Source organism: Sphingobacterium bovistauri (assembly GCF_020295405.1).
GTDB lineage: Bacteria > Bacteroidota > Bacteroidia > Sphingobacteriales > Sphingobacteriaceae > Sphingobacterium > Sphingobacterium bovistauri.
Genome location: NZ_JADEYP010000022.1, coordinates 57,229 through 72,920, shown reverse-complemented (window position 1 = coordinate 72,920; position 15,692 = coordinate 57,229). Strand labels below are relative to the sequence as shown.

18 protein-coding genes and 2 tRNA genes are annotated in these 15,692 nt (G+C 35.4%); 11 read left to right on the top strand and 9 right to left on the bottom strand.

All coding sequences use genetic code 11. The features are described 5' to 3' along the window. The first annotated feature begins 582 nt into the window (after nucleotides 1-582). Nucleotides 583-963, top strand: a complete 381-nt coding sequence (locus IPZ78_RS11985) for a pentapeptide repeat-containing protein (protein WP_449618963.1) — start codon at nucleotides 583-585, stop codon at nucleotides 961-963. A 38-nt stretch (nucleotides 964-1,001) separates the two neighbouring features. Continuing rightward, nucleotides 1,002-1,691 carry a L,D-transpeptidase family protein gene (locus IPZ78_RS11980; RefSeq protein ID WP_225554015.1) on the top strand — a complete coding sequence of 230 codons (690 nt, stop codon included), beginning with the start codon at nucleotides 1,002-1,004 and terminating at the stop codon, nucleotides 1,689-1,691. Here IPZ78_RS11980 and dinB read toward each other — a convergent pair. Both dinB and IPZ78_RS11970 read right to left on the bottom strand, forming a co-directional pair. Further along, nucleotides 1,681-2,853: a DNA polymerase IV gene (gene dinB, locus IPZ78_RS11975; protein WP_225554013.1), complete on the bottom strand. Its 1,173-nt coding sequence runs from the start codon at nucleotides 2,851-2,853 to the stop codon at nucleotides 1,681-1,683. The genes IPZ78_RS11980 and dinB overlap by 11 nt on opposite strands. Nucleotides 2,854-2,914: 61 nt before the next feature. Next, complete coding sequence (locus IPZ78_RS11970; RefSeq protein WP_225554011.1) at nucleotides 2,915-3,712, bottom strand: endonuclease/exonuclease/phosphatase family protein; 798 nt, start codon at nucleotides 3,710-3,712, stop codon at nucleotides 2,915-2,917. A gap of 166 nt (nucleotides 3,713-3,878) precedes the next feature. Here IPZ78_RS11970 and IPZ78_RS11965 point away from each other — a divergent pair, with 166 nt between their 5' ends. Further along, nucleotides 3,879-4,388 (top strand): FUSC family protein, encoded by a 510-nt coding sequence (locus IPZ78_RS11965; protein ID WP_225554010.1) that lies wholly within the window; start codon nucleotides 3,879-3,881, stop codon nucleotides 4,386-4,388. Between the two features lie 19 nt (nucleotides 4,389-4,407). Here IPZ78_RS11965 and IPZ78_RS11960 read toward each other — a convergent pair whose 3' ends face one another. Then, nucleotides 4,408-6,234, bottom strand: coding sequence for an alpha-L-fucosidase (locus tag IPZ78_RS11960; RefSeq protein WP_225554008.1), 1,827 nt, complete (start codon nucleotides 6,232-6,234; stop codon nucleotides 4,408-4,410). Between the two features lie 85 nt (nucleotides 6,235-6,319). Between IPZ78_RS11960 and rnhA the strand changes: the two genes are divergently transcribed. The 5 genes from rnhA (at nucleotide 6,320) to rimK (ending at nucleotide 10,001) form a co-directional block, all read left to right on the top strand. Beyond that, nucleotides 6,320-6,823, top strand: a complete 504-nt coding sequence (gene rnhA / locus IPZ78_RS11955) for a ribonuclease HI (protein WP_225554006.1) — start codon at nucleotides 6,320-6,322, stop codon at nucleotides 6,821-6,823. A gap of 14 nt (nucleotides 6,824-6,837) precedes the next feature. Beyond that, complete coding sequence (locus IPZ78_RS11950; protein WP_225554004.1) at nucleotides 6,838-7,323, top strand: DNA-deoxyinosine glycosylase; 486 nt, start codon at nucleotides 6,838-6,840, stop codon at nucleotides 7,321-7,323. Between the two features lie 70 nt (nucleotides 7,324-7,393). Then, the gene (locus IPZ78_RS11945; RefSeq protein WP_225554002.1) at nucleotides 7,394-8,572 is read left to right on the top strand and encodes an AIR synthase related protein; all 1,179 of its coding nucleotides are present in this window, start codon (nucleotides 7,394-7,396) and stop codon (nucleotides 8,570-8,572) included. Nucleotides 8,573-8,577: 5 nt separating this feature from the next. Then, nucleotides 8,578-9,009, top strand: a complete 432-nt coding sequence (locus tag IPZ78_RS11940) for an ATP-dependent zinc protease family protein (protein WP_225554000.1) — start codon at nucleotides 8,578-8,580, stop codon at nucleotides 9,007-9,009. A gap of 59 nt (nucleotides 9,010-9,068) precedes the next feature. After that, nucleotides 9,069-10,001, top strand: a complete 933-nt coding sequence (gene rimK / locus IPZ78_RS11935) for a 30S ribosomal protein S6--L-glutamate ligase (protein WP_225553997.1) — start codon at nucleotides 9,069-9,071, stop codon at nucleotides 9,999-10,001. A 38-nt stretch (nucleotides 10,002-10,039) separates the two neighbouring features. On the opposite strand, the gene mnmA is transcribed toward rimK, so the two are convergent. After that, complete coding sequence (gene mnmA, locus IPZ78_RS11930; protein ID WP_225553994.1) at nucleotides 10,040-11,131, bottom strand: tRNA 2-thiouridine(34) synthase MnmA; 1,092 nt, start codon at nucleotides 11,129-11,131, stop codon at nucleotides 10,040-10,042. Between the two features lie 186 nt (nucleotides 11,132-11,317). Here mnmA and IPZ78_RS11925 point away from each other — a divergent pair. From IPZ78_RS11925 to IPZ78_RS11915, 3 genes are all read left to right on the top strand, one after another. Continuing rightward, nucleotides 11,318-11,390, top strand: a tRNA-Phe gene (locus IPZ78_RS11925). Between the two features lie 45 nt (nucleotides 11,391-11,435). After that, nucleotides 11,436-11,508 (top strand) — tRNA-Phe (locus IPZ78_RS11920). A gap of 300 nt (nucleotides 11,509-11,808) precedes the next feature. Beyond that, nucleotides 11,809-12,309, top strand: a complete 501-nt coding sequence (locus IPZ78_RS11915) for a hypothetical protein (RefSeq protein WP_225553993.1) — start codon at nucleotides 11,809-11,811, stop codon at nucleotides 12,307-12,309. 8 nt (nucleotides 12,310-12,317) lie between these two features. On the opposite strand, the gene IPZ78_RS11910 is transcribed toward IPZ78_RS11915, so the two are convergent. From IPZ78_RS11910 to IPZ78_RS11890, 5 genes are all read right to left on the bottom strand, one after another. Then, nucleotides 12,318-13,271, bottom strand: coding sequence for an MBL fold metallo-hydrolase (locus tag IPZ78_RS11910; RefSeq protein WP_225553991.1), 954 nt, complete (start codon nucleotides 13,269-13,271; stop codon nucleotides 12,318-12,320). Then, nucleotides 13,265-13,858 (bottom strand): dephospho-CoA kinase, encoded by a 594-nt coding sequence (coaE, locus tag IPZ78_RS11905; RefSeq protein ID WP_225553989.1) that lies wholly within the window; start codon nucleotides 13,856-13,858, stop codon nucleotides 13,265-13,267. The genes IPZ78_RS11910 and coaE overlap by 7 nt, the downstream gene beginning before the upstream one ends. 9 nt (nucleotides 13,859-13,867) lie before the next feature. After that, the gene (locus tag IPZ78_RS11900; protein WP_225553987.1) at nucleotides 13,868-14,815 is read right to left on the bottom strand and encodes a YbbR-like domain-containing protein; all 948 of its coding nucleotides are present in this window, start codon (nucleotides 14,813-14,815) and stop codon (nucleotides 13,868-13,870) included. Nucleotides 14,816-14,916: 101 nt separating this feature from the next. After that, the gene (gene yajC, locus IPZ78_RS11895) at nucleotides 14,917-15,231 is read right to left on the bottom strand and encodes a preprotein translocase subunit YajC (protein ID WP_225553985.1); all 315 of its coding nucleotides are present in this window, start codon (nucleotides 15,229-15,231) and stop codon (nucleotides 14,917-14,919) included. 22 nt (nucleotides 15,232-15,253) lie between these two features. After that, entirely contained in the window at nucleotides 15,254-15,688 is a 435-nt protein-coding gene (locus IPZ78_RS11890; RefSeq protein WP_225553983.1) for a DUF1573 domain-containing protein, read from the bottom strand. Nucleotides 15,689-15,692: the final 4 nt, after the last annotated feature.

Genomic DNA, 15,692 nt, shown 5'->3' with positions numbered 1-15,692 from the left:
GCGTCCGCAGAATCCTTCAATGCAAAACTTAAGGCATTCAGGAGTATGTTTCGAGGTGTAAGAGATACTACCTTTTTCCTATACAGAGTGATGAAATTGTATGCTTAAAAATGATTATCCCCCCAAGAATTCAGCTTGATCCTAAAAATCTCTAATAAAGAGAATTCATATTTCACAACAGCATAAAATAATATTACACCCTATCATTTAAATATTTTAACAGGAAAGAACTCCGAAGTATTCTTAACTTTCCAAATAATTTTTGATACAAAAATGTAAGCAACGACATTCAGCCAGTATTTGAGAAAATAGTAAAACTATATATAGCACGAAATACGCAATACAAATTTGATTAGTAATACCTAATCTTACTTTTGTAAAAAAGTACACTAAAAGATGAATTTAATTGAAGATAAAACATTTCAGAAAATAGACTTTAGAGTTGAAGCTATCGAAATAGCCGAATATGAATATTGCAAATTCGAAAATTGCAATTTTGAATCCACAGTATTGAATACTATCAAATTTATAGATTGCGAATTTATACACTGCAACTTGAGTCTAATAAAAATTGAGAACACTATGTTTCAAGACTGCAAATTCACTCATTGCAAAACATTAGGATTGCAGTTTCCGATGGCAAATCAGTTCAATATAGGTTTTAGTTTCATCGAATGTGTTTTAGATCATTGCAATTTTTCGGGATTGAAATTGAACAAAACAAAGTTTACATCTTGTCGCATGCATGAAGTTGATTTTGAAGGTACAGAATTGAAAAAAGCTATCTTTAATAACTGTGACCTCGCGCGAACTAATTTTTATCAATCTAACTTAGAGGAAGCAGATTTCACAACGGCCTATAATTTTCAAATCGACCCCGACGCAAATCGAATTACAGGAGCAAAATTCTCTTTACAAAGTCTTCCCGCATTATTAACTAAATATAAATTACGAATCAGCTGATGAGATTATTAACATATCTATCTATTTTATTTTTTATAATGAACACAAATTGTAATACTTCAGAAAAGAATACGCAAACTGAAGATCGCGTGCAAATAGCAGAGGATACGAAAGCTATTCTGGTACAAGAGAATTTGGATTTGCATCAATTAAATAGTAACAATTTAAATATCCTATTAGTAGCTTATAAAGATTTAGATAAACTCTCTGTATTCGCAAAATCCACAGAAGACCGTACTTACAAACGCATTAAGGAGTATAAAATCTGTGCACGTTCTGGACAGTTAGGTCCTAAAAAAGCAGAAGGTGACAGACAAGTTCCCGAAGGTTTTTACCATATAAATCGATTCAATCCGAAAAGTAAATTTTATTTATCCTTAGGTATAAATTACCCAAACGCGTATGATTTATCAAAAAATTATACCGGTTCGGATATTTTCATTCACGGCAAATGTGAAACTGTGGGCTGTCTTCCTATGACAGACGAGTTAATAAAAGAAATTTACCTCTATGCACTTTGGGCAAAAGAATCAGGACAAGAGAAAGTTCCTGTGTACATTTTCCCTTTTGAAATGACTGATGAGAACATGAAAAAATACAAGTCTCAAGTCGATGAATCTACTTTTTCCTTTTGGCAAAATATTCAAGAGGGCTATCAACTATTTCATAAAAAACATCAGGAGCTAGAAACGAAAGTGGAAAATCAGAAATACATCTTTATTTCGTAGGCGGTATAGGTGCAGAGATGGCACGCTTGATGACCTCATCGCCAAAACGATTCCGCATCGCATCCATAGCTTGATAAAGCCGCACCGATTCTTCTGTATCTTCAAAAAGACGAATTTGCTGTGCCCCCTGCACCAAATGACTCAGACGTACACCAATCAAACGCACCAACATACGTTTCTCATACAGTTTGGCGAATAATTCTTTAGCCTTCTGGATCAATACCGCATCCGAAGCTGTATACGAAATTACCATTTGCTTGCTAACTGTATCAAAATTAGAATAGCGCAATTTCACCATAATACAACCTGTCAATTTTCCACTTTGCCGAAGCTGAAAAGCGATTTTTTCTGTCATACGAATGATTTCGCTATTCAAAAATTTTAAATCAATCGTATCTTGTTGAAAGGTTTCTTCTGTACCGATACTCTTCTGTTCGGAATATGGCACTATCGGTGTAGGATCAATGCCATTCGCTTTACGAGAAAGATCGATTCCATTTTTCCCCAATAAATTTTGCATCATTAGAACAGGAATTTCACTCAATACCTTGATCGTACGCACCCCCATTTGCTGTAAAAGCGCTGAAGTTTTCTGGCCTATTCCAGGCATACGCTCGATTTTTAATGGTGCCAAATACGATTTCTCTAACCCGTGTTCAATCTCTTTACGTCCATCAGGTTTCGCGTCATCCGTAGCGACTTTACTTATTAATTTGTTCGAAGCTAAAGCATAACTGATAGGTAATCCAGATTCTTTACGAATACGATTTTTTAATTCAATCATGAATTGGCTACAGCCAAAGAAACGATCTACTCCAGTCAAGTCCACATAAAACTCATCAATACTTGCCTTTTCCATGACTGGCACAGTATCAGCGACCACATCTGTCACCAATCTCGAATAATAACTATAACTATCCGAATCACCGCGTACAACGATAGCATGTGGACAAAGACGTAAAGCTAATTTCATCGGCATAGCACTATGTACCCCAAATTTTCGAGTTTCATAACTACATGCCGCAACGACCCCTCTATCACTCAAACCTCCCACGATAAGAGGTTTTCCCACAAATTGACTATTTTTTAATCGCTCTACACTGACGAAAAAAGTATCTAAATCCAAATGTGCTACAAAACGCTTTGTATCTTGCCAATCCATTTCTTACACTAAAATTACAGTGTAAAATTACTAATTTTTTTAGCAAAAAAAATAAGAAACATTAATAAATGAATTCAACAACTAGAGGTAGGTGATCTGAAGCATATTCTCCGTTCATAGCCTTTACAGATGCAACAGTAAAAATCGATGATGCGATTTTATTGAATGTCATAAAATCAATTGATTTTGTAGGATTTATCACAGGAAATGTTAGCGGATAAGAATTGTTACAAGCGAGATTAAATTCTTTCTTTAGTTTTACCATTTCATCTGAATAAGGCTCTGCATTGTAATCGCCTCCGATCATAAGAGAACGATTCAATCGACGGCTTATACTATTCAGTTGTTCTACCTGAGCAGTTCTATTTGGCACATTGAGATCCAAATGTGTAGACCCAAACTCAACAAAAACATTACCAGGTAACTGAATCGTTGCTAGAGCTACACTACGCTGTTCTCCAGCTACAGGCATAAGCAATAACTCATTTCGCGTATTCGTAAGCTTATATTTACTTAGAATAGCAACTCCGTATTCGCCTCCACCAAAATCAATGGATTTAGAAAAATAATAATACATACTAAGTAGCTTAGCCAACTCTGCCGCTTGATTCAGATTCCCTGATCTGGCCACATTGACATCAACTTCCTGTAAAGCAACTATATCAGCCCCGCTTTTTTTGATAACTTTAGCAATGTTCTCCAAGCTCACCTCTTTTGAATTAGCGGGCGCTCCATGATGTATATTGTATGTCAATGTGATCAACTTTCTCTTCGTAAGGGCTAGCGTTGTCGGATTCTTATTTGAAATACAAGAACTGAAAAAGAGTATAATAATCAATGTTAAAATCGAGAATTTCATATTAAATTATTTAGCTATAATTTGACTAGTAATATGTTATAGTAGTGATCTATTTATTTTTACCCAAGTTCAAATGTAGTCATCTAAAGTAATATTTTAAAACTCACATTTAGATTGCATAAAAGATAATACAATATGTATTTTTGTACCAAAATCAACTTCCCGAATGCTCGACATAGTCCTAAAAAGAATAGTTTCATCACCTGTCATCATTTACATCATTCGATGCTGTATTGGATTCTTGATAGGGTACAAATTATATATTGAATTTCCCGACTTTGACCTCTTTTGGACATTACTATCCATAATTCTAGTCATCTCACCAGAGGAAAAGGATACCCGAAGATTGTCTATTGAACGATTTAAATCCAATTTTATTGGATCTGCCGTAGCGATGGTATTACTTCTATTTTTGAATCCAAATGTCTATTCCATTATCCTAGGGATTTTCCTTACGGTCATTGTCTGCCGATTATTCAATGTCTTAAACATGGCAAGAGTAGCGCTGGTCGCTTTACTGATCATCATGGTACAACCTCACCAAGTGGGATTTGTTGAAGCTCCGATTTATCGATTTGGTTCTGTTGCTGCAGGCTGTATTATAGGATTATTGATTGTAGTTTTCACCTCAATGATATTTAGACCGCTTAAAAGAAAATTCGGAATACCTTATTAGATATTCCGAATGCCATATTTTACAAATTATTTTCTATTGCTTTGACTTCCTCTTTGTGCAGCTCAATTGGTCTATCTAAGAGCACTGCAATCACGGTCATATTTTTATCCAATCTATCTTCTGGTATATCAATATAAATTATCCCTGGACGATCAGACCAATACAGCTTATTATAAGTCTTATGACCTATCATCGAGCCCTCTCCTACGATTCGTACCCTAGAAATAGCATTTTTTATACCCTTTAATGCAATTGGACCTGTAGGTTTGCCTTCTACAAACAAATATAATGTTTGCTTATCTGGTGATAGTGCCGAATATCCAGTATAATGATTAGCATCAATTCCTGCTTTTGCAGCATATAATACCTCCGCATGTTTTTTTACCCAAGTTTTAACATCTTCGGATGCAAAAACCAAATTCTTATTTAATATTGAACCATCATCATTCAACATACCTTTGAATAGATTATAACCATGCGCGATATTAGTTGCATAATAATTAATACCCTTTATAGTACTTTCAATATTTAGCCCTCCATAAACTGAAGGAATCATTCCTACTGTCACTGCATCAAATGCTGGTTTGTCTTCAAAATCAATTGCGACTACAGTACATACTGGATCAAATGAATTTTTTTCTAAGGAAATATCTAAACTATATTCATGGTATTTATAATCAACATTTTCTTGCGACCCCACCAACCTAATTTGCAAAGGTTTTTTCTCTAGATTATAAAGTAACAAACTCTTTTTCAACGCATCCAAATAAACATAAAGCGTCTTACCATCTTTAGAAAAAGCATTCTTCTCTCGGACATAATCAAAACCGATACCTGCTCTTGTTCCATACACAGCTTCCGCATGTTTTTTTGTCCAACGCCTTAACTCTTTCAAAATAGCTACTTGCTCTTCTGGAATAGTACCATCTTCTTTAGGACCTATATCCAACAACAAATTACCTCCCATCGAAATACAATCCACCAAAGTTCTTACAATCATATTCGGTGTTTTGTAGTTTTGATCAAAATGTTGAAAACCCCAAGAATCATTCATCGTGTAGCACAATTCCCAATATCTACCCTGCGGTCTTACAACAGGAATACCTTGCTCTGGTGTTTCATAATCACCATGATGATTCAAACGCGAATTAATAATAATGTTTGGATTATATTTACGTAATAAAGCTAAACTCTCTTCCGCTTTCCATTCTGCGGACGAATGCTCCCAATCGCCATCAAACCAAAGTAAATCTGGCTTAAATTGTTGAGAAAGCTCCGTTAATTGTTTTTGATAAAAACTTACAAAATTATTCCATCTTGTAGGATCGTCCTTCAATTCGTAACGCTTTTGAGTTCTAGTCTTGATATCGTAATACGGATGGCTCCAATCCGGCAAAGAAAAATATAATCCAGTTTTCAACTTTGACTTTTTCACAGCCTGTATAAAAGGAGTCAAAACATCCTTTCTAGCGACAGCATCTTTGGCTGTAGATAAACCTTTATCGCCCTTTGTATCCCAAAGCGCAATACCATCATGATGTTTTGTTGTGATAACGGTATACTTAGCTCCAGATTCTTCGATGAGATTTACCCAATCTTGCGGATTATAGTTTTTTCCCGTGAAACCATTCAATTGTTGTAGATAATTGTCATGACTCGTATAATTATTAAAGAAAGACCAAGATTCGGAAAGTCCATTAACAGCGTATATACCCCAATGAATAAATATACCCAATTTAGCATCATCAAACCACTCCATCTTCTTAGATTCCTTCGTTATTGTCTCTTGGGCGAAAGTCGGAAGTGCTATTATGCAACATAGAGCCGCGAACATTCTTTTTATCATAAAAAACATAGATTTATTCTTTAAAAATATCTATTTACCGTGAAGTAAACGAATATTGATTCTCAAAATTGTATTTTTGTAGGCAATGATTGAATTATATACTGACGGTGCTTCAAGTGGTAATCCTGGTCCAGGAGGATACGGAACTATTTTACGTACAATATACAATGGATCGAATCCTGATTTTCAAGGCAAACTTATAGAGAAAGAATTTTCAGGAGGATACCGCAAAACAACAAACAATCGTATGGAACTCATGGCGGTAATTGTTGGTCTGGAAGCATTGAAAAATATAAAACAAAAAGTCACCATCTATTCGGATTCTAAATATTTCATCGATGCTATTGACAAGAAATGGATCAATGGTTGGATTCAAAAAGGCTTTGCTGGCAAGAAAAACAAAGACCTTTGGATGCGATTGATGCAATCTTACAAATTGCATGATGTTACATTAGTGTGGGTAAAAGGTCACTCCGGTCATCCACTCAACGAACGTTGTGATAAATTAGCCGTTGCTGCTTCTAAAGCTCCATTGAAATGGCAAATTGACTCTGTATTTGAGATGGAAGAGAAGCAAGGGTTGTTGTAAATAACTCTCCATTTATGTTAAAACAATCTTTTGAACCGATAATCCCTAGTCAACCAAGAATCTTAATTTTAGGTTCTTTACCCGGTGATTTATCCATAGCAAAGGATCAGTATTATGCGCATCCGCAAAATAGATTTTGGAAAATATTGTTTGCACTTTTTGAACAAAAATTTACGCTCGAATATTCGGAAAGGACAAATCTTTTACATCAACAGCGAATTGCACTTTGGGATGTATGCGCTTCGGCTATCCGACCAGGAAGTATGGATACAGCCATTACGGAAGTTATCCCCAACCCCATCAACCAGCTCTTACAGAAAAACTCTACCATACAGACTGTTTTATTTAACGGTCAAAAAACACAAAAGCTGTTTGATAAATATTTTGAAAGACAACAAAATCTATCTTATCACACTTTACCTAGCAGCAGTCCTGCAAACGCACAATTCACTCTCGAAAAGCTTCTTTTAGATTGGCAAATTGTAAAAAGCCAATCGTAGAAAAACTGTAACAGAGTCTTTGTAAATTTTTTTAGCTATAATCATATCCTTTGATTATTTTTGTGGCAAGATGTCAGACTTAAAATACAACCAAAGAGGTGTATCCGCTGGGAAAGAGGATGTGCACAATGCCATAAAAAACATAGATAAAGGTTTATACCCACAAGCTTTTTGTAAAATCATCCCTGATATATTAGGAGGTGACGAACAATGGTGTAATATCATGCATGCAGATGGCGCTGGTACGAAGTCTTCTTTAGCCTATATATATTGGAAAGAAACTGGCGATATTTCGGTATGGAAAGGCATTGCACAAGATGCTATCATCATGAATTTGGATGATTTGCTATGTGTTGGAGCTATTGACAATATTATTTTGTCCTCTACTATTGGACGTAATAAAAACAATATCCCAGGCGAAGTAATCGCTGAAATCATCAATGGTACAGAAGAAATTTTGGCTGAATTGCGTGAGATGGGCGTAGGCATCTACTCTACTGGAGGCGAAACTGCGGATGTGGGAGATTTAGTACGTACGATTATCGTAGACAGCACGGTGACTTGTCGTATGAAGCGTGAAGATGTAATCTCTAACCATAATATCAAACCAGGCAATGTGATTGTAGGTTTGGCTTCTTATGGTAAAGCGACTTACGAAAAAGAATACAATGGTGGTATGGGTTCGAATGGTTTGACTTCGGCTCGTCACGATGTATTCAGCAAATATATTGCAGAAAAATACCCAGAAAGTTTTGATCCAGCAGTTCCTTATGATTTAGTTTTTGCGGGTGGAAAAGCCTTGACAGATAAAATCACAACAGAAACTGGAGAAGAGGTTACAGCGGGTAAGTTGGTCTTATCTCCTACGCGTACATATGCTCCAGTAATCAAACAAATTTTGGACAAATACAGATCACAAATTGATGGTATGGTACATTGTTCAGGCGGTGCGCAAACAAAAGTACTTCACTTTGTTGATAAAGTTCATGTCATCAAAGATAACTTGTTCCCTATTCCTGCACTTTTTGAGTTAATTCAGAAAGAATCAAATACAGATTGGCAAGAAATGTACAAAGTATTCAATATGGGACACCGTATGGAATTGTATGTTTCGGAAGAAATCGCGCAAGACATCATTGCAATTTCGGAATCATTCGGTATTCCAGCACAAATCGTTGGTCGTGTAGAAGCGAGCGACAAAAAACAAGTGACAGTAACGTCGCCTTATGGCACATTTATATACGAATAATACTTGTGAAGGATAAGCTCATTATAGGTCGTGCCGAAATTATTGATCTTCCCGAACTGGGAATGTACAATATTGAGGCTAAAATTGACACTGGAGCCGAAACTTCTGTTTTACATTGTGAGGATTACGAGGTAACGGAAAAGAATGAAAAACATTTCATCACTTGCCATATCCGGCCCCATTTGGAATCCGACGAAATCCTCACCATTACATTTCCGATACATCGTGAAAGAGTCGTAAAAAGCTCTTTTGGACAAACTGAAACGAGACATATTTTTTTGACGAAGATTAGAATGTTTGATCAGCTTTATGACATCAAATTATCATTGCGAGATCGTTCATCTATGTCCTATCCTATGCTTTTGGGTCGAAATTTTATTAGTAAAAAATTTTTAGTAGATGTTTCGAAAAAGAACTTAGCATCTAACACACTGTAAATTAGATAAAACCAATTTTTAGTTTCCTTGTTTTATAATAAACTTTAACAAAATATTTTGTGAAAATAGCCGTCTTATCGACAAACAAATACATCTACTCGACACGTCGACTAGTAGAAGCTGCAATTGCACGCGGTCACGAATGCATTGTCATGGATCACAGCAAATGCTACGTAGGTATCCAACAAGGTAAACCAAGTATACATTACAAGGGACAAGATATTAATGATATTGACGCGATCATACCACGTGTCGGTGCGTCAGTTACTTTCTATGGATCAGCTATCGTGCGCCAATTTGAAGTAATGGATGTAATATCAGCAAATCCAAGCCAAGCAATTACACGATCTCGTGATAAATTACGTTGCATGCAAATTCTTTCGGGAGCTGGATTAGGTCTTCCTACTACAGGTTTTGCGCGTACTACTTCTGATGTAGACGACTTAATAAATATGGTAGGCGGTGCTCCACTAGTCATTAAGTTATTGGAAGGAACACAAGGTATTGGAGTAGTTTTGGCAGAAACGAAGAAAGCTGCTTCTTCTGTAATTGAAGCTTTCTACGGTTTAGGGAACAATATCTTGATTCAAGAATATATCAAAGAAGCGAAAGGTTCAGATGTACGTGCTTTCGTCGTTGACGGGAAAGTCGTCGGTGCCATGAAACGTACAGCTAAAGAAGGTGAATTTCGATCTAACTTGCATCGTGGAGGAACGGCAGAGATCATAAAACTAACACGTAAAGAAAGAGAGACGGCTGTTGCTGCTGCAAAAGCAATGGGATTAACTGTAGCTGGTGTAGATATGCTTCAATCATCTCGTGGACCTTTAATCTTAGAAGTTAACTCATCGCCAGGATTAGAAGGTATTGAGAAGGCTACAAATAAAGATATTGCAGCTGAGATTATTAAATATTTGGAACGTCAATACGATTTCAAACAGCAAAATAAACCTGCTCCAAAACGCAGAGTAAAAAAAGAAAGCAAGCTTTAATAGCTTGCTTTCTTTTTTATTTGTAGAAAAATAGTTTACTATTTCATCAAAAATCCACCACCTAACAAATCATTTCCTTCATAGAATACTGCAGATTGACCTGGTGCAATACCTTTTACCGCATGAGGGAAATCTACTTGCATTTTATCTCCATGCTGCGTAAGAATTGACTGAGCTCCAGCATCTTTATATCTAATTTTCGTAACAGCCTCCATAGGTTGTTCAATAGAAGCATATTTCACTAAATTAATATCGCGAACCCAAGCTTGAGTTCTTTCTAATTCATGCTCCTCTCCCAACATTACTGAGTTACTCTCAGGCAATATTTCAATCACAAACATTGGCTTACCCAAAGCAATACCCAAACCTTTGCGTTGACCGATTGTAAAATAAGGATATCCTATGTGTTGACCGACTACTGTACCGTCTGACAAAATAAAGTTACCAGGCCCAATCTCTTGATCCAGCGTAGGTCTTTTATTTCTCAAGAAATCACGGTAATCGTTATTTGGCACAAAACATATCTCATAACTTTCAGATTTATTCGCTAACTCGTGTTGTCCCATATCCAACGCCATTTGCTTGATCTCCGACTTATGAAAAGATCCTAAAGGAAATTGCGTACGTGCTAGATTTTCCTGCGATACTCCCCACAGTACATAGGACTGATCTTTGTGCTCATCCAAACCTTTTGAAATCACATAACGACCATTATCATGTTGACGAATATTCGCATAATGACCCGTTGCGATAAATTCACAATCCAATTTATCTGCACGTTTGATTAATGCTTCCCATTTGATGTGCGTATTACACAATACACAAGGATTAGGTGTACGTCCAGCAATATATTCATCTACAAAATTGTCAATTACATAATCACCAAACTCATTGCGTATATCTAAGATGTAGTGCGGAAAACCATAGCTGACAGCCAATGAACGTGCATCATTGATACTATCCAAACTACAACAACCAGTCTCCTTCGAAGAACCACCTGAGCTTGCATAATCCCAAGTTTTCATCGTAATACCGATCACTTCATAGCCCTGCTCATGCAACATTACAGCCGCAACTGAACTGTCCACTCCACCACTCATCGCGACCAATACTCTACCCTTTTTACTCATATCAAATTATTAAAGTGCAAAGATACCCTAAAATGATGTATTAACGTGTTTATTTCATGTAATTTTATCTCAATCATAATCAATGATTTGAAAAAAATAGCAAAAATAATTGTTGTTAATGTTTTAGATTTCAAAAAAAGAAGCTACATTTGCAACGCAACAAAGGAATATTTGTTTCCTTTAAAAGGTGCCATAGCTCAGTTGGTAGAGCAAAGGACTGAAAATCCTTGTGTCGCTGGTTCGAATCCAGCTGGCACCACCGCAAAATCTGACAAGTAACAGATTCAAAACAAAATCTTGTAAAGGTGCCATAGCTCAGTTGGTAGAGCAAAGGACTGAAAATCCTTGTGTCGCTGGTTCGAATCCAGCTGGCACCACAAAACAAAAAGCTTCTGAAAAATCAGAAGCTTTTTGTTTTATATACCTTATCCTAGATACCCCAATAAATAATAGATAATAATAAAAACGATTATCGTCCCAAAACATCCTAATCCCATTTTCTTGGCTCCCCAGCCTGCTATTAATGCTCTAATTAATTTGTTCATATTTAGAAAGTATTTATCAATGCCATTTGATTATAAAACCAACATATATTGAAATTGTTTTATTGCAATTTGATATACATTACATTTTAATTATTTTTAATCAAAAAAAACCAACCAAAAAATTATAAACGTATGAATGTTTTAAACATAATAAAGATTATTATTAAGGCTTTTGGAATTTATTTTCTTTTTATAATCGCAACTGGTTTTCTAGAGCTACTTAATCCAATACTTATAAACCAACCTTTTTCTTCAACAGCGCTGCTTGTCAACTTAATAATTCCAATTATTTTTGCATATGCTTTTTTAATAAAATCTGATATAATTGCGAATTGGTTCCTGCCCCAACAAGCAGAAAACATACAACTAACTAAACCCGAATTTATTCATCTTTTGCTGGTTTCTTTTGGATTTATTAGTGTAATTATGGGATTGAGTAATTCAATTGGTTTTAATTACACTAAAACGGTGAGTGATTCAGGAAGTGGCTTTTCGTATGGAATTAACTTCCAATTAGGAGATATTATTTTAGTAATACTAGGATATTTAATTCTTAAAAACAGAGAAAAGTTGGCACAATATTTCACGAAGAAATTGGATTGCAAAACCCATGATGAAACAATATTGAAATAGTATAAAAACTATTTCAATATATTTCTAACCTCAATCTTTCCTACGTAATGATTTTTAAGGTGAATTCCTTCACCATGTACCGTCCAAATCTCAGTAGGCTCGACTTCTGTAATAAAATTATTTAAATCATCCCAATCAATATGGTCAGAAATAAATAAAGTCATATCGTTATAATTTTGTAATCGCTTCCATCCAGATGCGAACACACGTAAGACATTTTTAGCACGAAAGTAATTATGAAAAGTCATCGGAGGCACAAGATAAACCTTATTTTGACCGTCTTTTAGTGCCTTTCTATTATAGATTTCATAATTAAGCTTCACAAAACCCTTATCATCATAAATGCGATGTATAGGCGCTATATTATGGTGTGTATAGACAGTTTTTAGTGGACAATACGTATTAATAAGATTTGTAATGCGCTGAGCCTTACCTAGAGCATAACAACCCAACATAATATTTAAATTGGTTGAGTTTAATTTCTTTATTTCTTCGATTGGATCAGGGTGTATCACAGCTGGATCTGCAAATGTAGTTTCCGTAATAAGAACATCAGCTTTAACGTATTCTAACGGTTCGCAAGTAATATCTTGCTGTAATTTATAATCTCCCGTATAAAGATATCTAACACCTTTGTATTCCATCAAAATCTGAGCTGAACCCAAAATATGACCAGCAGGAAAGAAACTAATTACTACATCTCCTACCGTAAAACTTTCCCGATAATTTTTATGGATATATGAATCTAAAGGTTGCTTTGTAAACCGATGCTGCATAAAGGCAATAGTATTTGCCGTTGCGTATATAGCACGGTGGCCTGGAACAGCATGATCACCATGTGCGTGCGATATTATCGCTTTTGCTACTGGATATTTTGGATCAATATAGAAATTGCCATATGCACAATAAAACCCAAACTCATTTTCTATCAAAAAATCTTCTAAAATATCTCCTTTTAACATCTACTGATTAATTGTTTATGTATAGTGTAAATCTGAGGAATTAGAGGTGTAATTCCATCGTTAATAATAATGAAGTTTGCGAATTTTCGTTTTTCTTCGTCAGACATTTGTTTATTGATTCTATTAATAACTTCCTCTCTCGTTGCTGCATCACGTTTCATTACACGATCAATTCTCAATTCTTCTGGAGCAACAACAAGAATAGTGTAATCTAACGTCTTATAAGAACCTGATTCAAATAAAAGAGCAGCTTCCTTAAGACTATAAACAGAAGTCTGTGCATTCCCCCAATCAACCGCATCTTGTATCACCACTGGGTGAACAATACTATTAAGTAGTTCTAATTTTGTAGGATTATTAAAAACTTGAGCGGACAGCCATTTTCTATTAAGCGAACCATCTTCAAAATAAACCTCTAAGCCGAAAGCATTTTTCAAGCCATTAACTATGGCCTCACTTCGTACCATTAAAGATTTTGCTTCCTTATCCGCATCATAAAAAGGAATATTCATCGTTTTGAAAATCTTCGAAACAAAACTCTTTCCGGAACCAATGCCCCCTGTAATGCCTACCTTAATGGATTTCATAATGAAGTATTATTTACGAACGAAAAAATCAACATTCTGAGGTTCAGTTTTAATAATTTGAACATAGTCAGGCACTTTAGTGATACGAACAGGTAAACTCTTGACATGTCTATCTTCCCAATTCTGCATATCTACAGTTGCTTCAAAATCACTTGCTGTCCATTTAGCATAATCCTTCAATGATACCATTATCGTCAATGAAACTTTACTAGGCACTGTACGTACAGAAGTATATTTCGCTCCATTGATAATTTTAATCGGCACTTCAATAACCTTTTCAGTCAACTCTCCCACCGGTATCACCACCTCTGTCATCCGAGGATAGATTGTTATATTCGTTTTATTTTGTTTATTAATATTTGCTACTGTCCGAATATCCGTAAAAACCACATCCCCCCTAATCGTATCTGTTTCTAAAAATTCGATATTTGCGACATCTTCCGTAGGTCCTGTGATGGTAACTATTGAAGGATTTGTCTTGGTTTCACCAACAAAACCATATTGTTTTTTAAAACTTATAGCAGTTGGAACCTTTATTGGTACTTTACGCTGTGTTTGACGTGAGAAATCAAAATACAAGGTATCTGGGGATACCGAAATAACTTTCTTTTCGTTTGGAAATTGTCTATTGATAAAACCAATCTGATTTGAGAATACTACAAAATTCTTTGTATTTAAACTACTCAAGTCCACTTGAATATTATTAGTGTCAGACTGCAACTTGGACATTAATACATCCCAACCACTCATACGTATCTTTACGCTTACTGTATCCGATTGCAAGGGGTGAAATGCCCTTTTTTCAGGCATATTTGCATAAATAATACCAGATTTGATGGTGAAGGTATACTGATTGGATATTGCGATCAATAGCCAAGCAACGAAAGATAAAATAAGGCAACGCAAAAAGATATTTATCTTTCTTCTGTGAATTTTTGTAAATCGACGTTGCTTCATATTCACAAAGTTATAAATTCTAACCGTACTCTTCTAAATACACTAAAAAAAGGCCATTAACGATACTGTCAATGGCCTTTCCTATATTTTTTGATTCAAGATTATGCCTTCGACTCTGCATTAGCAGCTTTAGAAGCATCTAATGCTACAGCAGATTTGTCAAAACGAATACGTACTCCTGAACCTACATCTACCAAAAAAGTAGTATCTGAAACTTCAACAATACGACCGTGGATACCAGCTGTAGTTACAATTTTTGAGTTAACGCCTAATTCTTCAATATATTTTTTGTGATCCTTTTGTTTCTTCATTTGTGGTCTAATCATGAAAAAATAGAACACAACAATGATTAATACCAATGGTAGCATTCCCATAAGTCCACCGCCACCAGCTTGTAATAAAATATTCGATATCATAATATAATTAATAGTTTTTGATTTATTTTTCTACTGTACCTTTTAATTGAACTGTCACTACATTATTCTCTGCATTTGAGGTAACGGTAACAATTTTTTGCTGAACACCTACCTGTCCGGCACTATTGAAACTAACATTTATTTTTCCTGCCTTACCTGGCAATACAGGTTCAGAAGTGTAATCTGGAGTAGTGCATCCACATGAAGCTGATACTTGTGCCAAAATAACAGGTTCAGTTCCTTCGTTTGTAAACTTAAACGTATGCTCTACTATTTCTCCCTCCTTCACCGTTCCAAAATCAAACACATCACTCACAAAAGCTATTTTCCCACCACCAATTAGATTTTCTTCATTTGGTAATGCTGTAGTATCTTGTTGATTTGTAATTTTCTGTGACAAATTATTACACGATAAAAGTACACTTAATGCCAAGGCAGCAAATACTATTTTTTTCATATTT